The organism is Polynucleobacter sp. AP-Feld-500C-C5 (genome assembly GCF_018882265.1).
In the GTDB taxonomy this organism is placed as follows: domain Bacteria; phylum Pseudomonadota; class Gammaproteobacteria; order Burkholderiales; family Burkholderiaceae; genus Polynucleobacter.
Window position 1 is genome coordinate 1 of the sequence record NZ_JACVOW010000003.1, and the last position, 17,668, is coordinate 17,668.

The 17,668-nt window shown below is 44.2% G+C and carries 22 protein-coding genes; 13 read left to right on the forward strand and 9 right to left on the reverse strand.

The window, feature by feature from the left end:
- Nucleotides 1-163: 163 nt before the first annotated feature.
- Nucleotides 164-406, forward strand: coding sequence for a hypothetical protein (locus tag ICN21_RS01030; protein WP_216176105.1), 243 nt, complete (start codon nt 164-166; stop codon nt 404-406).
- Nucleotides 407-410: 4 nt separating this feature from the next.
- On the opposite strand, the gene ICN21_RS01035 is transcribed toward ICN21_RS01030, so the two are convergent.
- Both ICN21_RS01035 and ICN21_RS01040 read right to left on the reverse strand, forming a co-directional pair.
- Nucleotides 411-1,388 (reverse strand): nucleotidyl transferase AbiEii/AbiGii toxin family protein, encoded by a 978-nt coding sequence (locus tag ICN21_RS01035; RefSeq protein WP_216176107.1) that lies wholly within the window; start codon nt 1,386-1,388, stop codon nt 411-413.
- Nucleotides 1,375-1,785: a DUF6088 family protein gene (locus ICN21_RS01040; protein WP_216176109.1), complete on the reverse strand. Its 411-nt coding sequence runs from the start codon at nt 1,783-1,785 to the stop codon at nt 1,375-1,377. Before ICN21_RS01040 ends, ICN21_RS01035 begins: the two co-directional genes overlap by 14 nt.
- Nucleotides 1,786-2,275: 490 nt before the next feature.
- Here ICN21_RS01040 and ICN21_RS01045 point away from each other — a divergent pair, with 490 nt between their 5' ends.
- The 5 genes from ICN21_RS01045 (at nt 2,276) to ICN21_RS01065 (ending at nt 5,480) form a co-directional block, all read left to right on the forward strand.
- Nucleotides 2,276-3,322: a phage major capsid protein gene (locus tag ICN21_RS01045; protein WP_216176111.1), complete on the forward strand. Its 1,047-nt coding sequence runs from the start codon at nt 2,276-2,278 to the stop codon at nt 3,320-3,322.
- Between the two features lie 11 nt (nt 3,323-3,333).
- The gene (locus ICN21_RS01050; protein WP_216176114.1) at nt 3,334-3,720 is read left to right on the forward strand and encodes a hypothetical protein; all 387 of its coding nucleotides are present in this window, start codon (nt 3,334-3,336) and stop codon (nt 3,718-3,720) included.
- A gap of 69 nt (nt 3,721-3,789) precedes the next feature.
- Entirely contained in the window at nt 3,790-4,431 is a 642-nt protein-coding gene (locus tag ICN21_RS01055) for a hypothetical protein (RefSeq protein ID WP_216176116.1), read from the forward strand.
- Nucleotides 4,428-4,769, forward strand: a complete 342-nt coding sequence (locus tag ICN21_RS01060; protein ID WP_216176118.1) for a M15 family metallopeptidase — start codon at nt 4,428-4,430, stop codon at nt 4,767-4,769. The genes ICN21_RS01055 and ICN21_RS01060 overlap by 4 nt, the downstream gene beginning before the upstream one ends.
- 30 nt (nt 4,770-4,799) lie before the next feature.
- Nucleotides 4,800-5,480, forward strand: a complete 681-nt coding sequence (locus ICN21_RS01065; RefSeq protein ID WP_216176120.1) for a serine protease — start codon at nt 4,800-4,802, stop codon at nt 5,478-5,480.
- On the opposite strand, the gene ICN21_RS01070 is transcribed toward ICN21_RS01065, so the two are convergent.
- A complete protein-coding gene (locus ICN21_RS01070; protein ID WP_216176122.1) occupies nt 5,449-6,756 on the reverse strand; it encodes a site-specific integrase in 1,308 nt (435 codons plus the stop codon). The two genes, ICN21_RS01065 and ICN21_RS01070, sit on opposite strands and share 32 nt — an antisense overlap.
- 239 nt (nt 6,757-6,995) lie before the next feature.
- Between ICN21_RS01070 and ICN21_RS01075 the strand changes: the two genes are divergently transcribed.
- Nucleotides 6,996-8,498, forward strand: a complete 1,503-nt coding sequence (locus tag ICN21_RS01075; RefSeq protein WP_216176124.1) for an amidohydrolase family protein — start codon at nt 6,996-6,998, stop codon at nt 8,496-8,498.
- A 51-nt stretch (nt 8,499-8,549) separates the two neighbouring features.
- Nucleotides 8,550-8,804: a hypothetical protein gene (locus ICN21_RS01080; RefSeq protein ID WP_255534157.1), complete on the forward strand. Its 255-nt coding sequence runs from the start codon at nt 8,550-8,552 to the stop codon at nt 8,802-8,804.
- A gap of 26 nt (nt 8,805-8,830) precedes the next feature.
- Here the strand turns inward: ICN21_RS01080 and ICN21_RS01085 are convergent, their stop codons facing one another.
- Complete coding sequence (locus ICN21_RS01085) at nt 8,831-9,658, reverse strand: hypothetical protein (protein WP_216176126.1); 828 nt, start codon at nt 9,656-9,658, stop codon at nt 8,831-8,833.
- A 225-nt stretch (nt 9,659-9,883) separates the two neighbouring features.
- Between ICN21_RS01085 and ICN21_RS01090 the strand changes: the two genes are divergently transcribed.
- Together ICN21_RS01090 and ICN21_RS01095 are read left to right on the forward strand one after the other, a co-directional pair.
- Complete coding sequence (locus tag ICN21_RS01090; protein WP_216124060.1) at nt 9,884-10,102, forward strand: YdcH family protein; 219 nt, start codon at nt 9,884-9,886, stop codon at nt 10,100-10,102.
- 178 nt (nt 10,103-10,280) lie between these two features.
- Nucleotides 10,281-12,113 (forward strand): AsmA family protein, encoded by a 1,833-nt coding sequence (locus tag ICN21_RS01095; RefSeq protein WP_216176128.1) that lies wholly within the window; start codon nt 10,281-10,283, stop codon nt 12,111-12,113.
- Here the strand turns inward: ICN21_RS01095 and ICN21_RS01100 are convergent, their stop codons facing one another.
- Genes ICN21_RS01100 through ICN21_RS01110 form a run of 3 tightly spaced genes read right to left on the reverse strand, consistent with a single transcriptional unit; the run spans nt 12,114 to nt 12,954 of the window.
- Entirely contained in the window at nt 12,114-12,464 is a 351-nt protein-coding gene (locus ICN21_RS01100) for a phage holin family protein (RefSeq protein ID WP_215297330.1), read from the reverse strand.
- A 57-nt stretch (nt 12,465-12,521) separates the two neighbouring features.
- Complete coding sequence (locus ICN21_RS01105) at nt 12,522-12,722, reverse strand: SlyX family protein (protein ID WP_216124062.1); 201 nt, start codon at nt 12,720-12,722, stop codon at nt 12,522-12,524.
- Nucleotides 12,723-12,732: 10 nt separating this feature from the next.
- Complete coding sequence (locus ICN21_RS01110; RefSeq protein ID WP_215296671.1) at nt 12,733-12,954, reverse strand: hypothetical protein; 222 nt, start codon at nt 12,952-12,954, stop codon at nt 12,733-12,735.
- A gap of 29 nt (nt 12,955-12,983) precedes the next feature.
- Between ICN21_RS01110 and ICN21_RS01115 the strand changes: the two genes are divergently transcribed.
- The gene (locus tag ICN21_RS01115; RefSeq protein WP_216176130.1) at nt 12,984-13,982 is read left to right on the forward strand and encodes an LLM class flavin-dependent oxidoreductase; all 999 of its coding nucleotides are present in this window, start codon (nt 12,984-12,986) and stop codon (nt 13,980-13,982) included.
- A gap of 5 nt (nt 13,983-13,987) precedes the next feature.
- Here ICN21_RS01115 and ICN21_RS01120 read toward each other — a convergent pair whose 3' ends face one another.
- Together ICN21_RS01120 and ICN21_RS01125 are read right to left on the reverse strand one after the other, a co-directional pair.
- Nucleotides 13,988-14,404 (reverse strand): putative toxin-antitoxin system toxin component, PIN family, encoded by a 417-nt coding sequence (locus tag ICN21_RS01120; protein WP_215296673.1) that lies wholly within the window; start codon nt 14,402-14,404, stop codon nt 13,988-13,990.
- A 5-nt stretch (nt 14,405-14,409) separates the two neighbouring features.
- Nucleotides 14,410-14,958 carry a YaeQ family protein gene (locus ICN21_RS01125; RefSeq protein ID WP_215296674.1) on the reverse strand — a complete coding sequence of 183 codons (549 nt, stop codon included), beginning with the start codon at nt 14,956-14,958 and terminating at the stop codon, nt 14,410-14,412.
- A gap of 78 nt (nt 14,959-15,036) precedes the next feature.
- On the opposite strand from ICN21_RS01125, the gene ICN21_RS01130 reads away from it, so the two are divergent.
- Both ICN21_RS01130 and ICN21_RS01135 read left to right on the forward strand, forming a co-directional pair.
- Nucleotides 15,037-16,026 carry a tripartite tricarboxylate transporter substrate-binding protein gene (locus ICN21_RS01130; RefSeq protein WP_216176132.1) on the forward strand — a complete coding sequence of 330 codons (990 nt, stop codon included), beginning with the start codon at nt 15,037-15,039 and terminating at the stop codon, nt 16,024-16,026.
- A 27-nt stretch (nt 16,027-16,053) separates the two neighbouring features.
- Nucleotides 16,054-17,664 (forward strand): NAD(P)/FAD-dependent oxidoreductase, encoded by a 1,611-nt coding sequence (locus ICN21_RS01135; RefSeq protein WP_216176134.1) that lies wholly within the window; start codon nt 16,054-16,056, stop codon nt 17,662-17,664.
- Nucleotides 17,665-17,668: the final 4 nt, after the last annotated feature.

The following is a 17,668-nucleotide window of genomic DNA, read 5'->3' on the forward strand; positions in this document are numbered from 1 at the left end:
TTAGGTTACAGACCACCAGCACCCCAAACCCAAGTACCCAGAATCATCCAGAATCAACCTATGATGCTGCAATGATTTACTATAGAAAAACTCTCTTTGGTAATGGACCTAAATTGACAGCAGTTCAGATTATTTAGATAAGTCACAGCTATTCCTAAAGTATATGCAAGATCCCTTCTATATGAATGTCTTCGTGCAGAACAATCAAGTTTCGCAATGGCGGCCTACGATAGATGCAATCTATAACGCGATTGATCTTCAGCCAAAAGACTGGTCTAAGGTAAAGCCTATAAGTTATAAGCCTCAACCTATTCGGTCGAGAACGGCTACTCTAGGAGCGCCAGTAGCGAGCTCTGAAGAGCCAATGGATCGGATAGCCCAGCATCTGGGCAATATGGGAATTTAGCCTTCTATTGAGAAAGGGTCGGTATAGCTAGATTCAGGGTTTGGGAAAACTGTGAGAATGCATCTTCAAAAGAAGGTGCATTCTTGTCATAGACCATAACCTTGATGAATTCATCATAGGTCTGCTTGGTATGTGGATCGTCTTTAGCGTATTTCATTGCCTTCTTGATCTCACCCATTGGATCTTTGACAAACGCATCATGCTGCCTAGCAAAGTCCAACCCATCTTTTTGAATGACTTGGGCTACCAAATTAGTCAATAGTTCCAGATCATTCTTTAGGAGGTTGGGGTTTTTTACGATGATCTGATAAACATCGTACAGATGACGAACTAAGGCGTTATCTACCTTTTCATCAGTTTTGGCCAATGATAGGGCCAGACGTCTTGGGAAGGTAATGAGTTTCTCAGCTAGAGCTTCTCTCAAATCTACGCATGGAATTGAAAATCTAGGGCCGGTATTCATGCTTGCTAAGGAATCAAAGAGCAGGGCAATTTCTTTATCTTGCTTTGGTAGTCGTAAGGGGCTGTAACTTACTTCCAGTTTTAAATTAGCCCGCATACCTGGGCTTACCTGAAAGTGGGATGAGTACTGGATATCGAATGATATGAAGTTGTTATCGTCCTTAGCATCTCTTGAAATAAACTCCGATTTAAAGCCAGCCGAGTTCATTGCTGCTTCAAGGCTATCTTTGAGCTTACTCATGCTTGAGCGGATTTTGCTCCTCGTCAATTCCTGTGAGGATTTTGGGATAGCTTTGATATCTACATCTTCAGAGACTCTATCCAATAGACCATAGGCTTTGGAGAGGCAGGTACCACCACAGAAGACCAATTCAAAATCTGGATTATTGATGTTGGCAAGCGAGGCCAAAGCATCGGTAACCATGTAGTCTTTTTCTAGTGCGAATTCCGATATGCCAAGTCCAAACTCATTAATTACATCCAAGACTTGGAGTCGCTGGATGTCGTTAACTTTTTTCATAGACTAGGCTACGATTACCAACAGATAATTTTCGGCAGACTCGAGAGTTACCAACGTTGACGATGGGAAGCATTGGTACCTGAGTGCTATCACCCTCAATCAGAGCGCGCATCTCTTTACCCACATCAGCTTTAATGTCTAACTTTTTCATGACTTCAAGCCCAATATTAATTAGGCTCTCATCTGCTACTGGTTTGCCGGATATAGAAGAGGGGCGCGCCTTTACATAGGTGCCGTAGCCTAGACGCATTAACTTACCCTCGTCTGATAGCTCTTTCATCACACGACAGACCTGGCGGTAGGTGCCGAACCGATTGAAATCGTCACGCAAGAAGACCTTGCCTTTGGAATTGCGTAAGCTGGCCAAAATCCGGTCTTTGGTTGTTGCTCTAGCCATCTTGGCCTCCTTTCTGTATTGATGCTCTCATTATACACAAAAATATGACATAAATGTCCTATTTTTGTAATGGTAAATATTGATTAAATACTATAAATAACAGAGAGTTATGTGATTTGAATTTAACTAAATTAAGGGGGTATACATATTCATATTACCCATGAATACCTTCCGTCAAGGGCACCCCAAAGGGGTGGCTTGCGAACCCTTGATGGGCACCACCAAAGAAACGCTCTTTTATGCCCAAGGTGGCGCAATGACACCTTGGGCATAAAGACAACTCGCGAACAACAAAAACCCCAGAAATATTCAAACCAAGCTTGTGCAGCCCCAATAATCAATACACGTAGCAAGAGTTAATAGCTCTAGCTACTGATTCGTCTAACGCGTTATCGCTAGAGTCGCGACTAGCAGCGTAGCAATGGATAGTTTCACGCCCTATCAATCAGGATGAATCCAACTAATTCATAAATACAGATAGGGGTGGCATATGCCGATTTCAAATACAGACTTGCAAGAGCTAGCTAAGGTCTCCTTAGATGAGTACTTGCGCAATCTACCGGTAGACCAAATAGCCGTAGAGAGACCTTTCCTTAAAAAACTAATGCAAGGGCGCAAGAGTCTATTAGGGGCCAAACAGAATGTGGTTGAGAACATTCGCAAAGAGCATGGGAGTAACTTCACCTGGGCATTTGGGGAGGAGACGGTCAAGTTCAATAAGCGTAATACCACTGAGCAAGCATCATTCCCATGGCGCAGAGCAGTTGATGGTCTCTATATCGACTATGACCGCTTATTCAGTAACGGTATCAAAGTGCGTGAGGGTGGCGCGCGAGGCTTTCAGTTGGAATACAACGAGCGCGTGCAATTGATCAATCTCTTGGATGAGCAGCTAGAAGTCCTACGAGAAGGATTCCTTAATAAGCTAGATCTTGAGCTTCACCGCGACGGCTCACATGGCGCCGATGCGGTAGTAGGCCTAGATAGCCTTGTCAGCCTAGCGCCAGATGCCGGCACAGTAGGCGGAATCGATCGAGCCAAAGCAAGCTACTGGCGTAACTACGCAGTTAAAGACATCGCTTCAACTACGCCAGGTAACTTGGTGGGTGAGATGGAGACCGCATGGCGCCAATGTATTAAGCATGGTGGTAGCCCGGATTTCATCATCGCTGGGGGTAAGTTCATTGATACCTATCGTAAGCAGGTGACAGTGACCCATATCGCTGGATCAGGTGAAACCAAGTACATCGATGCTGGCGTAGGTGCAGGTGTTAACACTGGCTTAGCCTTCAAAGGCGTAGAGATCATCTGGGATCCGCAGTTTGATGAGCTTGATGCCATGGCCAATCGCACGGTGGAGTGGAGTAAACGCTGTTATTTCCTCAATACCCGCTTTATGAAGTTGCGTGACGACGACCTAGATATCGTTGCCCCGATTCGCCCGCACGACACGCTAGCCATGTACGCCATGGTGAACCTACGTTGCGCTTTATCTATTTCACGAGCTAATGCCCATGCGGTATTGGCCATTCAATAAAGGATGCTCATATGACAAATAAAGAACTCATTCATAGCGACTTCCAAATTAAAGAGGTGGAAGCGGTAGTGCGTAGAGATGCATTCACGACTATCCATGTGCACGTACCACCGTATGAAACCAACATCCTTCGAAATCTGTTTGGGCGCGAGAATGTCACGGTGTTCGAGCGCCCATCAAAGACCACCATTACTCCAGAGCAGGAGTATGACCGCTTATGCGCCAAGTATGGCCATGAAGTTGTGGCCAAAGTCTTTGGTGAAGATGATGGTGATCGCCTTATGGAGATCGTACAGGGGCTAATGGCTGAAGGAAAACTCCCGGCTCAAGAGCAAACATTAGAAAAAGCTCACGAGCTAGATTCAACACAAGAAAGCAAAGGAGCCAAGAAACGCTAGCAGTAGGGAAGATCGCCGCTAGCGGCCAGTGTTTGGGTGCGGCTGTGGGTGTTGAAGTAACGATGGTGTGTGGGCGCGCGTAACTGCGCCCCACTGCCAGCATCAATTAAAAGCTTTGGCGGTAGCGGGGCGGTGGACTTCCATATTCCAAGCATCAAGAAAAGAACTCATTCCATGCTTCCAATCATCACCTCTCTAGTACAAACCTTGGCCGTCAATGGCCTTGGTTTACTTGCGGGGGCAGTACAAGCCAAAGGCAAGGAATTCATTGAGAGCAAGATTGGGGCGCGTATTCCGGATAATCCCAGTCATGAGGATCTCATTAAGCTTAAACAGTTAGAGATTGAACAAGAGCAACTCCTTTTGCAATACACGCTCAAGCAAAAGGAGTTGGAGATTGAGGAATCCAAGCTTCTGGCGGAGATGCATCGTTCTTCACAAGAGAATGCCACGCAGCGCTGGCAATCCGATATGGGTAGCGATTCAAAGTTATCAAAGAACATCAGGCCAGGAACGCTTGTTTATATTCTGACTGCTTATCTTTTGTTCGCACTTCTTTCAGCAATGGGGATAGATATTAATGAAGCTTATGTAAAGCTCCTAGGTGAATGGGGCCAGTTAGTCATGTTGGCTTACTTTGGGGGAAGGTCGGTAGAGAAGATCTTTGAGATGCGTATGAATAGCTCAAATAAAAAAGAAGAGCAGGCATGAGTGGTTTAGTTGCAGAGCAAGCGGCATTTCTTATGGATGTTAGTCGCCTTATCCAGTTTGCTACAGCAGAGGGGTGGGTCATCACAGGAGGAGAGCTCTGGAGGTCTCCAGAGCAGCAAGAGATCTACTTCAAAAGCGGTAGATCAAAGACCATGAATAGTAATCACTTAAGACGCTGCGCTATCGATCTCAATTTCTTCTGGAATGGAAAACTGATTTGGGATAAAGAATTGATCCGTACAGTTGGTGAATACTGGGAAAGCCTAAACATTAAGAATAAATGGGGAGGAAACTTCAAAGGATTTGTAGATGTGCCACATTTTGAAAGGAGGGTATAGACTGTTTCTTTACTGTAAATAGGAGTTGGTATGGTCTTGAATCCTCATGAGCTTATAGTCCCAATCTATGCAATCGGGCAAAAAGGAGAGGTAGTTCAATTTTTAGGTACGGGCTCGTTTATCGGCAGTCCTCCACTATTAATCACTGCGGATCATGTGATTAAGGATTGGCAGGGAGCATTTGGAATATCGATTGTTTCGAATCTTCAAAGAATTTATGTTGCCAAAATAGTGGCTAGAGACTCATTTCATGATCTTGCTCTTCTTGATGTATTGGACTTCAAGCCTGCAGCAGTTTTAGAGTTAGCGCCAAATATTGCACATCTAAATCAGCTACTTTGCACATTTGAGTATGGAACAACACGCACACAAGGCAATCAAATTCATATCTCTCCAGCCACAAGAATTGGAAATATAACTCGAACATTGAACTTGGTATCTCAATATCAAGGTGCAGGTGATGATATTTTAGAGTTGTCTTTTCCTGCGCTAAAAGGCGCAAGTGGAGCTCCGATAGTTTCTAATGATGAAAAATTTCAACTTCAGGGGATAATTATTGCCAATGTTAGTTACCACTTGTTGCCAGCACAAATATCAAGTGTTTTAGATGAAGATAATCAAATTTTAGAAGAAACTCAATTTATGCTTCCACAAGCACTTGCGGTAAATGTAAAGCATGTCAAAACTTTTTTAAATAAGGTGCAGCCTTAAGAAAGCTTACCCAATCCTCCATTAGTCTTGCTCTCTTATCTAGCTGATCCTGCCTTCTATATGCGGCCTCAGCCTTATTCTTAATAGTGTGCGCTAAGGCCAGCTCAACAGTCTCATTTGAGTATTCCGTTGTTTCTGCAGCCCAATCCCTAAATGTAGATCTAAATCCATGAGGGACATATTCACCGTACTTTGGTATCTTCCTCATCATTGAAAGCAAGGCCATATTCGATAGTGGACGATCCTTGTGTAGGGTGCTCGGGAATAAATACGAATTCACTCGCATTTCTTTAAGTTGTCCAAGGATTTCCATGGCTCTTGTATTTAGTGGGACGCGATGTTCCTTGCCAGCCTTCATACGCTCCGCTGGAATTGTCCAAACTTTAGCTTCCAAATCAAACTCATCCCACTTAGCTTCGATTACTTCACTGGTTCTGCTCGCAGTCAGAATCAATAGCTCCAATGCAAGTGCCGAAAATCCCGAATGAGTACGTAGGTCAGATATAAATTCTCCAATCCTTTGAAATGGAAGAGCGGGGTGGTGAATACTCTTCTTGATCTTGCTTGCTTTGGGCAATAAGTGACTAAGTGCACCTTGGTAACGCGCTGGATTTTCACCTTGCATGTATTGATGCGCTTTGCACCAATCAAATATCACCTCAATTCGTTGACGAACCCTAGTAGCAGTTTCAGTACGCACATTCCAAAACGTACCTTCTACTTCACCGTTTTTGTTTTTGATATCTTGTTCAAGAACTCTGACAACATGACTAGTGCTTATGTGGTCGACTCTTAGTTTGCCAATGATGGGTGATACGAACTTATTTATCGTACTGGTCCATTGATCTTGATGTTTGCTATTCGACCATTCAACTTTCTTGGCCTGAATGCATCTTTCTGCAGCAGCTGCAAAGGTAATCGTATGGACATTTGCCTCGATAGCATTTGATCGCTTGGCGATTCTTTGTTCAAGTGGGTCAGTCCCATCAAGAATGAGGCGACGCAGATCTAACGCCTTCAATCTAGCGTTAGCCAGCGAACAGGACTCGATTGGGCCAATTCCCATTTCTCTACGTTTAAGAGTTATTGGGCTAGTAAAGCGAAAGATCCAGCTACGAGCAATACCACTGGGGGTGTTAGTAACCTGAAGATAAAGTCCTTTATTTTCTGGATCAGCATGGTATCCAGGCTTATTGGCTGAGATAATTCCACGTGCAGTGAAAGAGGCCTTGCGAGGACCTTTCACTCCTTGTTTATCATCATGATTAGCGCTCAATCTACCCACCACTGTACCCACCAGTTAAACGTAGATTTTAGTGAACTTGAATGGGTTAGATTGGAGTAGGGTTACCCTGTAAGCCATGTATTACATGGGCTGTATGGGTAATGGTAGACTTACACGGAGGGTGAATTTTTTGACTCCCTCTCCGCCAAATTATCAAAAAAGTGCTTAAATCTATCAACGATCTTATTTTTAGTGAGTAAGATCTCGAACGGTTAAAGGAAGCTCATATCATGATGACACCCGATGAGATAGAAAAATTAATACCTGCAGAAACTGCTAAATTTCGCTCACCCATTCCTACTCAAGCGATATCAAGCGATGAGTTTATGCCGTCTATACAAACTCCTAAGCAAAAAGAGCTTGAGAAGCGTATTAAAGAACTTGGCTCAAGACTTGCCAAGCATCAAGGGGTCTCTCGCCGGAGATTCTTTCAAGGTGCCGCAGGAATGGCAGCAGCCTTTGTTGCCATGAATGAAACCTTTGGCCCGCTTTATGGGGTTAGTCACGCTGAAGCAGCAACACCAGAACTGGCAAACGAACGCGCTGCATCGCTCAAAAGTCAATTCATCATGGATATGCATACTCACTATCTGCGAGATGACACTCGTTTAGAGGGATTTGTCAGATCACGCGAGGCAGTGGGGAAGGCAGCTTGGAATCCCGCCCTTGCAGGCAAGCCACAAACTTTAGATGATTTGAAATTTGCAAACTATTTTAAAGAGGTCTTCTTAGATAGTGATACTAAAGTCGCCTTAATTTCTGGATCAGGCTCTGAAGATCCGCGGGATTGGTTTTTAACCAATGAAATGAAGGCGCAGGCCCGTAAAACAGTAAACCAAGAGGCTGGTACTAAGCGTATGTTCTCACATGCAATTTTCATGCCCGGAACACCTGGATGGCTAGAAAAAGCAGAAGCGGATTATGAAAACCTCAAGCCAGATTCATTTAAAGGCTACACCATTGGCGATAACACCAATAAACAACTTTCTACACATCCTTGGCGGCTTGATGATGAGAAGTTGCTGTATCCCTTTTATGAAAAGCTAGCAAAGTGGAGTAAGACGCAGCCAAGTATTGCGAACGTTTGTGTGCATAAAGGTTTATATCCCCCGTCTGTAACACAACAGTACCCACATCTATTGCCCTATGCAAAAGTCGATGACGTTGCCAAAGCGGCAAAAGATTGGCCACAATTAAATTTCGTAATTTATCACTCCGCCTTTCGCTATACAGGTGGCACTTGGGATGAGGGTTGGCAGCAGTTCAGGCGCACAGGCCGAATTGACTGGGTAACTGACTTGGCACAGATTCCTCAAAAAGCCGGTGTCAATAATGTCTATGGTGATTTAGGACAAATCTTTGCTCAGAGTACTATTGCTGAACCAAGACTCTGTGCTGCGATGTTAGGTCAACTTATTCAGGGCCTTGGTTCTGATCACGTTGTCTGGGGAACCGATGCCATCTGGACAGGATCACCGCAATGGCAGATTGAAGCCTTACGCCGTCTTGAGATCCCAGAGGATATGCAAAAGAAGTATGGTTTTAGCCCTTTAGGTTCTGCTGATGGACCAGTCAAACGCGCTATCTTTGGCGATAACTCAGCGCGACTCTATCACTTTACTCAAGCACAACGCAGTGCGCTTGCAGGGGATAAGGTGGCTCTGGCTAAATTTAGTTATGACGAGTTTGGTGATGGTAGAACCAATCTGCGATATGGCTATATGCAAGCATAGATTGGGGTAATTTAATTGCAAGGTAAAAACATGGCTAGTTTTACAGCTGTATTGAGTCGGCTTTTCTTGGTATGTATGGGCGTCGTCTTGCTTGCCTGCTCAACACCACCGAGCAGATTTGGTGTTTATCAGCAGTCTGATGGAACTATTGGCGTGCATTCTCCAAAGGATGCCAAGGAAGAAGAAGCTCAGGAAATGGCGGTAGCAGAGTGCAAGAAGCTCGGAAAACGAACTGCGACGATTATTGATAGTCGGAAAACGGTCAATGACCGCTTTCCGATGACGTACAACTATTTGTGTAGATGAATCTTAAATTAAGTGAGATGAAGCGCTTAGCTAAGCAACCATTTCTTAATAGATTTATTGACACACATAGCATCTAAGGCAAGACCAAAGAACTCAGAGCCATTAGTGACCATGCTTTCAATGGCTTCTACTTTGCCTGACTTAATGCCGCGTAGATAAGTCGCTGCACGATAACGCAGGAAGTGCTCAGTTTCACCTTCTTCATTCTCCGTTGAGCAAAGTTCTAGATTGCCATAGCGGGTTTCAGGATTGATATTAAGGATGGATAAGCTTAATGCACCAACTAATTTCTCTGGTACTGGGATTGGTACATAGGAGTAGAGCGAAATCAACATCTCTTCTTCATCTACTTCAATGATGTGATCAATATCCAAAACATCTTGTTCAGTTAACTCAGTCTCACCTGAATCGCCACCACCAAAAGTAGACTCAAACTGCAACATTGCCGTATTGCTGCCTTTAGAGATTTCGATCATGTCAGGGTAGCCAAGCAAACCTTTCCACCAATACATGAGAGAGAAAGTGCAGGGCTTTACCTCTACCAACCCTTTGTTAGTCGATTTAGCGAAGTAGAGACCATAAAACTCATCATCTTTTTCTAGACCATATTGATCAACCTTAGATGATTTGGCAACAGGTTTAGTGCTAGCCTTTTTGTTAACTTTCTTCGCTGCTGGTTTCTTAGTGGGCTTCTTAGCTACCGCTTTTTTAGCAGCAGGTTTCACTACCTTTTTTACCGTCTTTTTAGAGGCTACTTTTTTAGCAGCTACCTTCTTAACAGCTTTCTTTGTAGGGGCTTTTTTTACCACCTTGGTCGCTACTTTCTTTTTTGCTGGTGACTTCTTTGTAGCCATGGTCTATTACCCTTCATTTTTGGTAGTTAATGTGCATCAGCACTGATAGATATTACTGCAAATTAATTGCAATAAATACTAAGCCTATATGGGGTTTTTCCTGCTAAATATATTACGTGGGGCAGAATAAAAATATTGCCTAGCTTATTGTTCTCTTGGGTAGGCATTGATACACTGAAACTACGCATTATGAATAAACCCAGTCACTTTTGAATGAGGGAATCTATGTTTCCAGAATATCGCGAATTAATCACCAAGCTAAAGACAACGGACCGTCACTTTTCCCATCTGTTTGATAAACACAATAACCTGGATGCCAAGATTCTGCGGATGGAAGACCATAAAGAGCCGAGTACGCCAGAGGAAATTGAAACTCTAAAGAAAGAAAAGTTGCTGCTAAAAGACCAGATTTACGCAGTGCTTAAGAAAGCCAGCGCCCAATAGAGGGGTTATCTTTCTTGAGGAAGCAGGCTTTGAGCAACTGATTGCCTGCTTCTGTTGTGCGCCCACCTCATGGCTACATTGGCCACAAACATCGTTATCCCCATCGGGGTAGCTAAGCTCTTCTTGACAGGCGGGGCATTTAGGTAAGTTATTTGTGCCCATTTAAAATGAAGATGTAATGAACAAATCTCTCAAACTCTTCTTACTCTTTTTGGCATCTATTGTTGCTATCGCTACTTTAGGCATTTGGTATGCAGCATCGTCGATCAACCCAGCTCAGTTAACGCAATTGCTGAGTTCCTCCGTGAAAGACGCTACCGGCCGTGATTTGAAGATTGCTGGACCTGTTAGCCTGAAATTATTTCCCTCACTAGGGATTGAGGCACAGAAAGTTTCATTGAGTAATGCATCGTGGGCTGGTAACACTGATATGTTGACGGTCAAGCATGTGGAGTTAGATATCGAATTACTCCCCTTGTTAAGAAAAGAGGTTGTATTCAATGCGATTAATCTGAATGGTGTAGAGGCACAATTACAGACCAATAAAGCCGGCGACGGTAACTGGGATTTCTCGCCACCAGTTTCATTGGGAGCTAAGGTGAGCAATGCGACTCAGTCACCATCGAATAGTTCTGTAGCTGCATCAAGTTCGACCTCAGACCAAGTTGACCCTGTCAGGATTAAAAATTTCAGCATTACAGATGCACATTTGAGTTATGAAGGTTTTGGCGCTGAACCTAAATCTATTCTGCTGTCTAAGTTATCGCTAGTGGGTAGTAGCAATAAAACAGAGATAGTGGGTCAAGCGCAGTACGCCAACTATCAATTACTGATTAAAGGCAGGACTAGTAATTTGCATAATGCTTTAGACAACTGGGATCTGAGCCCCGTCAAACTGCCCTTAGATTTTGATCTCACAGTGAATGGCAAAACCTTGGCCATCAATGGCGAAATAGATAAAAAGCCTAAGAGCTTGCCAAACTTTAATATCAATCTGAGCTCTAAAGCTTTTGAGTTTGCTCCCTTAGCTGGCTCAGCAGTCCTCGCTGGCGCTAGTGGTGCTAAAAGTTCTCCCTCTTCAAAACCACGTGGAAAGTTTTTCTTTAGTGATGAAGCCTTGCCATTCGATATGTTGCCCTATGCTAGTGGAAAGCTTGCTATCAATATTCAAGAGCTGAGTATTCCGGGTCATGTGCCGCTGACAGATTTAAAAGGAATCTTTGTTTTTAATGGTCCTAAAATCGATGTCAATGATCTCTCTTTCGGTCTTGGCAAAGGTGCTGCTCAAGTGCGCGCTAGCCTTGCTGAATTTCAAGGTCCTAATCCGCTCATTTCAATGAAAGGTATGGCAAAGGGATTTACTCTGGAGCAGCTGATGGATGCAGTTGATGCTAATACGAAGGTCAAGGGTGGAGATACAGAGCTTGCCTTTAATCTTCGCAGTACTGGAATTTCGATGCATCAATTAGCGAGTCGGGCAAATGGTGCAGCGCAAGTTTCAATTGGTAAAGGTAGCCTAGATTCTCGCTTTATCGATGGTGGTGGTGATCTCCTCATCACGATTATGAATGCCGTGAATCCAATGCGTAAGCAAACTGATCAAACCCTGTTAGAGTGCGCAGTTGTCTATCTACCAGTCGGTAATGGCCAGGTCGCCTTGAATGATTCTATTGGGGTGGTAACAGATCGTTTGGATATGGTGCTATCTGGCTCAGTAGATTTAAAAACAGAGGCTTTAAATATCAAGATTGATCCTAGAGAAAAATCTGGACTGACAACGGGTGTCAATTTAGCGGGCTTAGTGAAGCTTCAGGGAACCTTGCTCAATCCTCAGGCAGGCGTCAATAAAGAAGGCGTAGTGAATAGCGCTATATCGATTGGCTTAGGAATTCTGACGGGTGGGGCAACGATCTTGGCTGAGAATGCTAAATCTATCGCTACCAAGAATGCGGTCCAGCCTTGTAAGGCAGCGCTACATTCTTGGTCAGATATTTATCCAGGTGCTAACTAGTTAAAAAACTAAGCCGCTCACAAATAGGCTAAACAAAGAAATAAAGATACTGGCAAAGAATGCGGTCCAAAAGCTGGAGATCGTAAAGCCACTTACTACTGCTGATACCAGCATTAACACCAAGGCATTTACTACCAATAAGAAGAGGCCCAAGGTCAACACGGTCAATGGTAATGTTAGCAATATCAGCAGAGGCTTCACGATGGCATTAGCAAAGCCGAGAAGCAGGGCGGCGATTAATAGCGAGCCGCCATCAGCAAATCGCAGTCCGCTAAAGATATAACTAGCCACCCATAGAGACAAGGAAGTTAAACCCCATTGAATTAGAAATGGCATTAAGTTACCCATAATTTATCCCTTTATTATTAATAATGATTGGCCTAGTGTTTATACATAGTATCAGCCGATCTAATAATGTGGCGGAATATCATCTTTTAAGCTACCACTACCTGCACCACCACTGCTAGCTTGCTCTTTAATGGCCTTGAGTTCGCGATACAGAAACTCAATTTGCTGTTGTTGTTTATAGACAGTCTCATTGAGTTTCTCAATAAGGTCCTCAGTAAAACTGAGTTTAATTTCGAGGTTGGTAATTCTGTCATCAGTCATTGGCGGCGCCTTATTTAGTAACAAGCTCAAATCGACCATCTTCCATTTCAGCTTTGGGTCTAATCCAAAAATCGTGCGATTGGAGTGATTCATAGACATAAGCTGGCTCTAGAGTGGCTTCAATATTTGCTAGAAAAGCGACCTTATAAAATCCACCGGTCTTTACATGTCTCAACTTTGCTCCAGGTTTAAAAAGTCCATCATCAGGATCAGCCATTTTGGGTTTACTCATAAAACGCACTTTCTAGGTATGATTTGGTGATGGCAAATTCCATCCCCTACTCCATTCTAGATATATCTCCCATTCCACAGGGGTTTACTGCCGCCGATGCGCTGCGAAACTCCTTGGATGTGGCGCAGCATGCTGAGAGGTGGGGCTATACCCGCTATTGGGTAGCAGAGCATCACAATATGACTGGTAATGCTAGCTCTGCAACGGCTGTATTGCTTGGATACTTGGCAGCGGGTACGTCTCATATCAAAGTAGGCTCTGGTGGCGTGATGCTCCCCAATCATGCTCCTCTAGTGATTGCAGAACAATTTGGCACTCTAGAATCCCTATATCCTGGCCGTATTGAGTTGGGCTTAGGCCGAGCACCTGGAACCGATCAAATGACAGCGCGCGCATTGCGTCGTGATTTACTAGGCAGTGATGATCGCTTCCCCCAAGACGTGCGCGAACTACAGCATTACTTTGGACCTATTCAGGAGGGGCAGTCTGTAAAAGCGATTCCAGGAGCCGATACTAATGTGCCAATTTGGATCTTAGGCTCTAGTCTTTATGGTGCTCAATTAGCCGCTCATTTTGGTTTACCGTATGCCTTTGCATCTCATTTTGCGCCTGAGCAGCTGTTAGAGGCGATGTCGATTTATCGTGAACTCTTTAAACCATCTACGCAACAAGCGAAACCTTATTCTGCATTTGTCATGAATGTGGTAGCTGCCGATACCGATGAAGAGGCGGAGCATCTGTTTACAAGCTTGCAACAAAATGTAGTGCGCATGCGTCGCAATACTCGTGGTCAACTACCCCCGCCAATTGCTGATCTGGATGGGTTTTGTGAACCCCATGAAAAAGCAGCGGCAGCACACACTTTGCAATGTTCTTTGGTGGGTTCAATCGAGACGATTAAAAAAGGAATACGCACTTGGTTAGATCGCACCGGTGCAAATGAAATCTTATTTACTGGCCAGATCTTTGATCATCAAGCGCGTCTCAAATCATTTGAGATAGCAGCGAGGGCTGCTCAAAGTCTATAAAGCGTTCACTCCAAAATAGCGTTGTAGTCAGAGGTGATGTAAACACCTTCCTTTGTGGCTTTATTCGCTAGCCTGAGGACTTCATTGTCTTTGCTGATCAACATGCAGGGCTTTGCCGTATAAGCAATGTTTAAAAAGACTTGATCATCTGGATCACGACATTGCCATGGTGCGTTAATCAAGATTTCATCATCTATGGTTCTAGCTAAACTGCGCCACTCAGTAAGTATATTTTCTTGATGAATTTGTTCAAGACAGAAGAGGGGGCGACTAACAACATCAGCAAGCTCTTCAAAAGTTTTTGGGCTTGCTAAAGCATGAATCTGCCCATTAATAAGTGCCTGCTTGAGATGAATTGCTCTGAAGTCATTAAATACAAAGATATCTAATAAGACATTGGTATCAAAGACAACGGACTTCATTTAGTCTAGCTTTGATTGGAGCGCCAGATTTCTGGGGTGATGGTCACCTGGCCTTGATCGGACGAAATATAGGCTTCACCATCTTGAATATTGACGTGGATGACCATGCTGCGCTCAACCAGCTTATTGAGCTCTTTAGCCTGTTCTGCGGGAATGGAAATGACTTGTAGATTGCGAGCACGATTTAGTTTGTTGGCAATGCCATCCCACCAGATTTTGCTAGTATGTCCACCATAGCAATACACAACGACTTCGTCTGCCCTTCCACAAGCTTTGAGAATGCGCCGTTCATCGGGTTGACCAATTTCAATCCAGAGCTTAATAGCATCTGTCAGATCTTTAATCCATAAATCAGGTTCATCGGTATCGCTCAAGCCTTTAGTGAAGACGAGGTCTTCATGGGCCTGTAATGCAAAAGCGATGATTCTGACCATCATTCGCTCCTCAGTTTCAGAGGGGTGCTTTGCGATGGTTAGAGAATGACTGCCATAGTAGTGGCGGTCTGAATCTGCGACATGAAGGTCGACTTTATGAATAGTTGCGCGGAGAGCCATACGGCATTATCGCCTTTAAATGGTGGCACCTCAGATTGCCGTATCATTTTAGTAATTTATTCTTCCCCTGGGGCTCCTATGAACACTGCTATTACTTGGAAAATTCGCATTGCAGCGATTTTCTTGATAGGTACTTGTGCTGCCAGTTTTCATCATGCAGCATTAGCGGCAGATGTATGGCCGAGTAAGCCCATGAAGATCATCGTACCTTTTTCTCCGGGAAGTGTTCAGGATGCTTTGGCAAGATCATTTTCCAATGAATTAGGTTCAGCACTAGGTGAACCAGTCGTGGTTGAAAACAAAGCAGGTGCAGGTGGTACGGTTGGCACTGGCATTGTAGGAAAGTCTGCGCCCGATGGATATACCTTTTTAATGGCAGCCGCAAGTCATAACATTAATGGCAGCCTATTTAATAAAATCAGTTTTGATCCGATAAAAGATTTTACGGGCGCAGCATATATTGGTACTAGTAGTTACATCATGATGACCAATGCAGAGTTTCCAGCGAAGTCTGTTGCAGAGTTTATTGCCTTAGCAAAAGCAAACCCAGGGCAATATAACTATGCCAGCGCCGGCAATGGCAGTGCTTCACATTTGGCCATGGCTTACTTTAATAGTATGGCCGGAATTCAGCTGGTGCATATTCCAACCAAGGGTACGGGAGACGCTATTACCGAGTTGTTAGCAGGACGTGCTCAAGCAGTCATTGCTGCTAATGTAGCGGCATTGCCTTTTGCTAATGATTCACGGATTCGTTTCTTGGGCGTTTCCTCAGAAAAACCTTCACCATTTGTGCCTGGTGTTCCTCCAATTGGCGATACCTTGAAAGGCTATGTCTTTGATAGCTGGTTTGGGCTACTTGCTCCAGCTAGTACTCCGAATAAAATCATCACGAAGATGCAATCTGAAATGAGTAAGTTATTAAAGCAGCCAGAGATTATTGAACGTATGCGCCGCCAAGGTATTGAAATTGGCAACTTATCACCTAATGACTTCAATCAGCTATTGGTGAGGGATTATGTACGTATGGCTAATGTAGTAAAAGCTTCCGGCGCGAAAGCCGAATAAGAAAATGACTATGTACCGTAGAGCCCCATGATCCGTATCACCGAACTGCGTTTACCCATTGCTCATGCTCCAGATGATCTTGAGCTGGCGATTCTGAAGCGTCTGAATTTATCATCAAAAGATTTAATTTCTTTTGCAATCTTTAAGCGTAGCTATGATGCGCGTAAGAATGTTGCTCTAGCCTTCATTTATACAGTAGATCTTTCAGTCAAAAATGAAGCAACGGTGCTCAAAAAGTTTGCGAACGACACTCATGTCAGACTCTCGCCAGATACTAGTTATCACTTCGTAGCTAAGGCACCTGAGTCTATAAGCTCCGGCAAAGTATTACGACCTGTAGTGATTGGTTTTGGTCCTTGTGGCATCTTTGCTGCTTTGATTTTGGCGCAAATGGGATTTAAGCCTATCGTGCTTGAGCGCGGCAAGCAGGTGCGAGAGCGCACTCAAGATACTTGGGGTTTGTGGCGCAAAAATATTTTGAATCCTGAGTCTAATGTCCAGTTTGGTGAGGGTGGTGCTGGAACGTTTTCCGATGGCAAGCTCTATAGTCAAATTAAAGATCCGAAGTTCTATGGTCGTAAGGTGATTAAGGAGTTTGTCAAAGCGGGCGCGCCAGCAGAAATTCAATACGTGGCAAAACCCCATATTGGCACTTTCCGCCTAGTTGGCGTAGTTGAAAAAATGCGTCAAGAAATTATTGATCTGGGTGGTGAAATTCGTTTTTCTCAAAAAGTGATTGGGTTTGATATTGAGAGCGATCAAATTACTGGAGTCAAAATTGAAGGACAGCCTGATTTGCAGGCTAAGCACGTAGTGTTGGCTTTGGGTCATAGTGCACGTGATACTTTTAAGGCTCTGCATGATGCAGGCGTGTTCATGGAAGCCAAGCCCTTCTCGGTGGGATTTCGTATTGAGCATCCTCAATCCTTGATTGATAAGGCGCGTTTAGGGCCCCATGCAGGTAATGAATTAATTGGCGCTGCAGATTACAAGTTGGTACACCACGCCAAGAACGGACGAGCCGTTTATAGTTTTTGTATGTGCCCCGGTGGAACTGTAGTTGCTGCAACTTCAGAACCTAATCGCGTTGTTACTAATGGGATGAGTCAATATTCTCGTAACGAGCGCAATGCAAATGCTGGCATCGTTGTTGGCATTACTCCAGAAGACTATCCAGGCGGACCGCTTGCTGGACTTGAGTTTCAGCGTCAACTGGAGTCAAAAGCATTTGAACTTGGTGGTGGCACATATGAGGCTCCAGGGCAATTAGTGGGAGATTTTTTAGAGGGCAAGGCTTCAACTGAGTTTCGAAGCGTACTGCCATCCTATAAGCCAGGTGTTCATTTGACTGACTTAGCACAAGCCTTGCCTGCTTATGTGATTGAAGCTATTCGTGAGGCCTTGCCTGAATTTGAAAAGCAAATTAAAGGTTTTTCAATGAAGGATGCTGTTCTCACGGGCGTTGAGACTAGAACTTCATCACCTTTGCGCATTACTCGAGGATCAAACTTTCAGAGCTTGAATATTAAAGGACTCTACCCAGCTGGCGAGGGGGCTGGATATGCCGGTGGCATCTTATCTGCTGGAGTGGATGGGATTAAAGTAGCAGAAGCAGTAGCGCTGGACTATTTTTCTTGAGCCA

Bases quoted from the DNA above. Each gene is read 5' to 3' on its own strand.
- ICN21_RS01030 (WP_216176105.1), top strand. From the start codon at position 164: ATGCAAGATCCCTTCTATATGAATGTCTTCGTGCAGAACAATCAAGTT.
- ICN21_RS01035 (WP_216176107.1), bottom strand. From the start codon at position 1,388: ATGAAAAAAGTTAACGACATCCAGCGACTCCAAGTCTTGGATGTAATT.
- ICN21_RS01040 (WP_216176109.1), bottom strand. From the start codon at position 1,785: ATGGCTAGAGCAACAACCAAAGACCGGATTTTGGCCAGCTTACGCAAT.
- ICN21_RS01045 (WP_216176111.1), top strand. From the start codon at position 2,276: ATGCCGATTTCAAATACAGACTTGCAAGAGCTAGCTAAGGTCTCCTTA.
- ICN21_RS01050 (WP_216176114.1), top strand. From the start codon at position 3,334: ATGACAAATAAAGAACTCATTCATAGCGACTTCCAAATTAAAGAGGTG.
- ICN21_RS01060 (WP_216176118.1), top strand. From the start codon at position 4,428: ATGAGTGGTTTAGTTGCAGAGCAAGCGGCATTTCTTATGGATGTTAGT.
- ICN21_RS01065 (WP_216176120.1), top strand. From the start codon at position 4,800: ATGGTCTTGAATCCTCATGAGCTTATAGTCCCAATCTATGCAATCGGG.
- ICN21_RS01075 (WP_216176124.1), top strand. From the start codon at position 6,996: ATGATGACACCCGATGAGATAGAAAAATTAATACCTGCAGAAACTGCT.
- ICN21_RS01085 (WP_216176126.1), bottom strand. From the start codon at position 9,658: ATGGCTACAAAGAAGTCACCAGCAAAAAAGAAAGTAGCGACCAAGGTG.
- ICN21_RS01090 (WP_216124060.1), top strand. From the start codon at position 9,884: ATGTTTCCAGAATATCGCGAATTAATCACCAAGCTAAAGACAACGGAC.
- ICN21_RS01095 (WP_216176128.1), top strand. From the start codon at position 10,281: ATGAACAAATCTCTCAAACTCTTCTTACTCTTTTTGGCATCTATTGTT.
- ICN21_RS01105 (WP_216124062.1), bottom strand. From the start codon at position 12,722: ATGACTGATGACAGAATTACCAACCTCGAAATTAAACTCAGTTTTACT.
- ICN21_RS01110 (WP_215296671.1), bottom strand. From the start codon at position 12,954: ATGAGTAAACCCAAAATGGCTGATCCTGATGATGGACTTTTTAAACCT.
- ICN21_RS01115 (WP_216176130.1), top strand. From the start codon at position 12,984: ATGGCAAATTCCATCCCCTACTCCATTCTAGATATATCTCCCATTCCA.
- ICN21_RS01120 (WP_215296673.1), bottom strand. From the start codon at position 14,404: ATGAAGTCCGTTGTCTTTGATACCAATGTCTTATTAGATATCTTTGTA.
- ICN21_RS01125 (WP_215296674.1), bottom strand. From the start codon at position 14,958: ATGGCTCTCCGCGCAACTATTCATAAAGTCGACCTTCATGTCGCAGAT.
- ICN21_RS01130 (WP_216176132.1), top strand. From the start codon at position 15,037: ATGAACACTGCTATTACTTGGAAAATTCGCATTGCAGCGATTTTCTTG.
- ICN21_RS01135 (WP_216176134.1), top strand. From the start codon at position 16,054: ATGATCCGTATCACCGAACTGCGTTTACCCATTGCTCATGCTCCAGAT.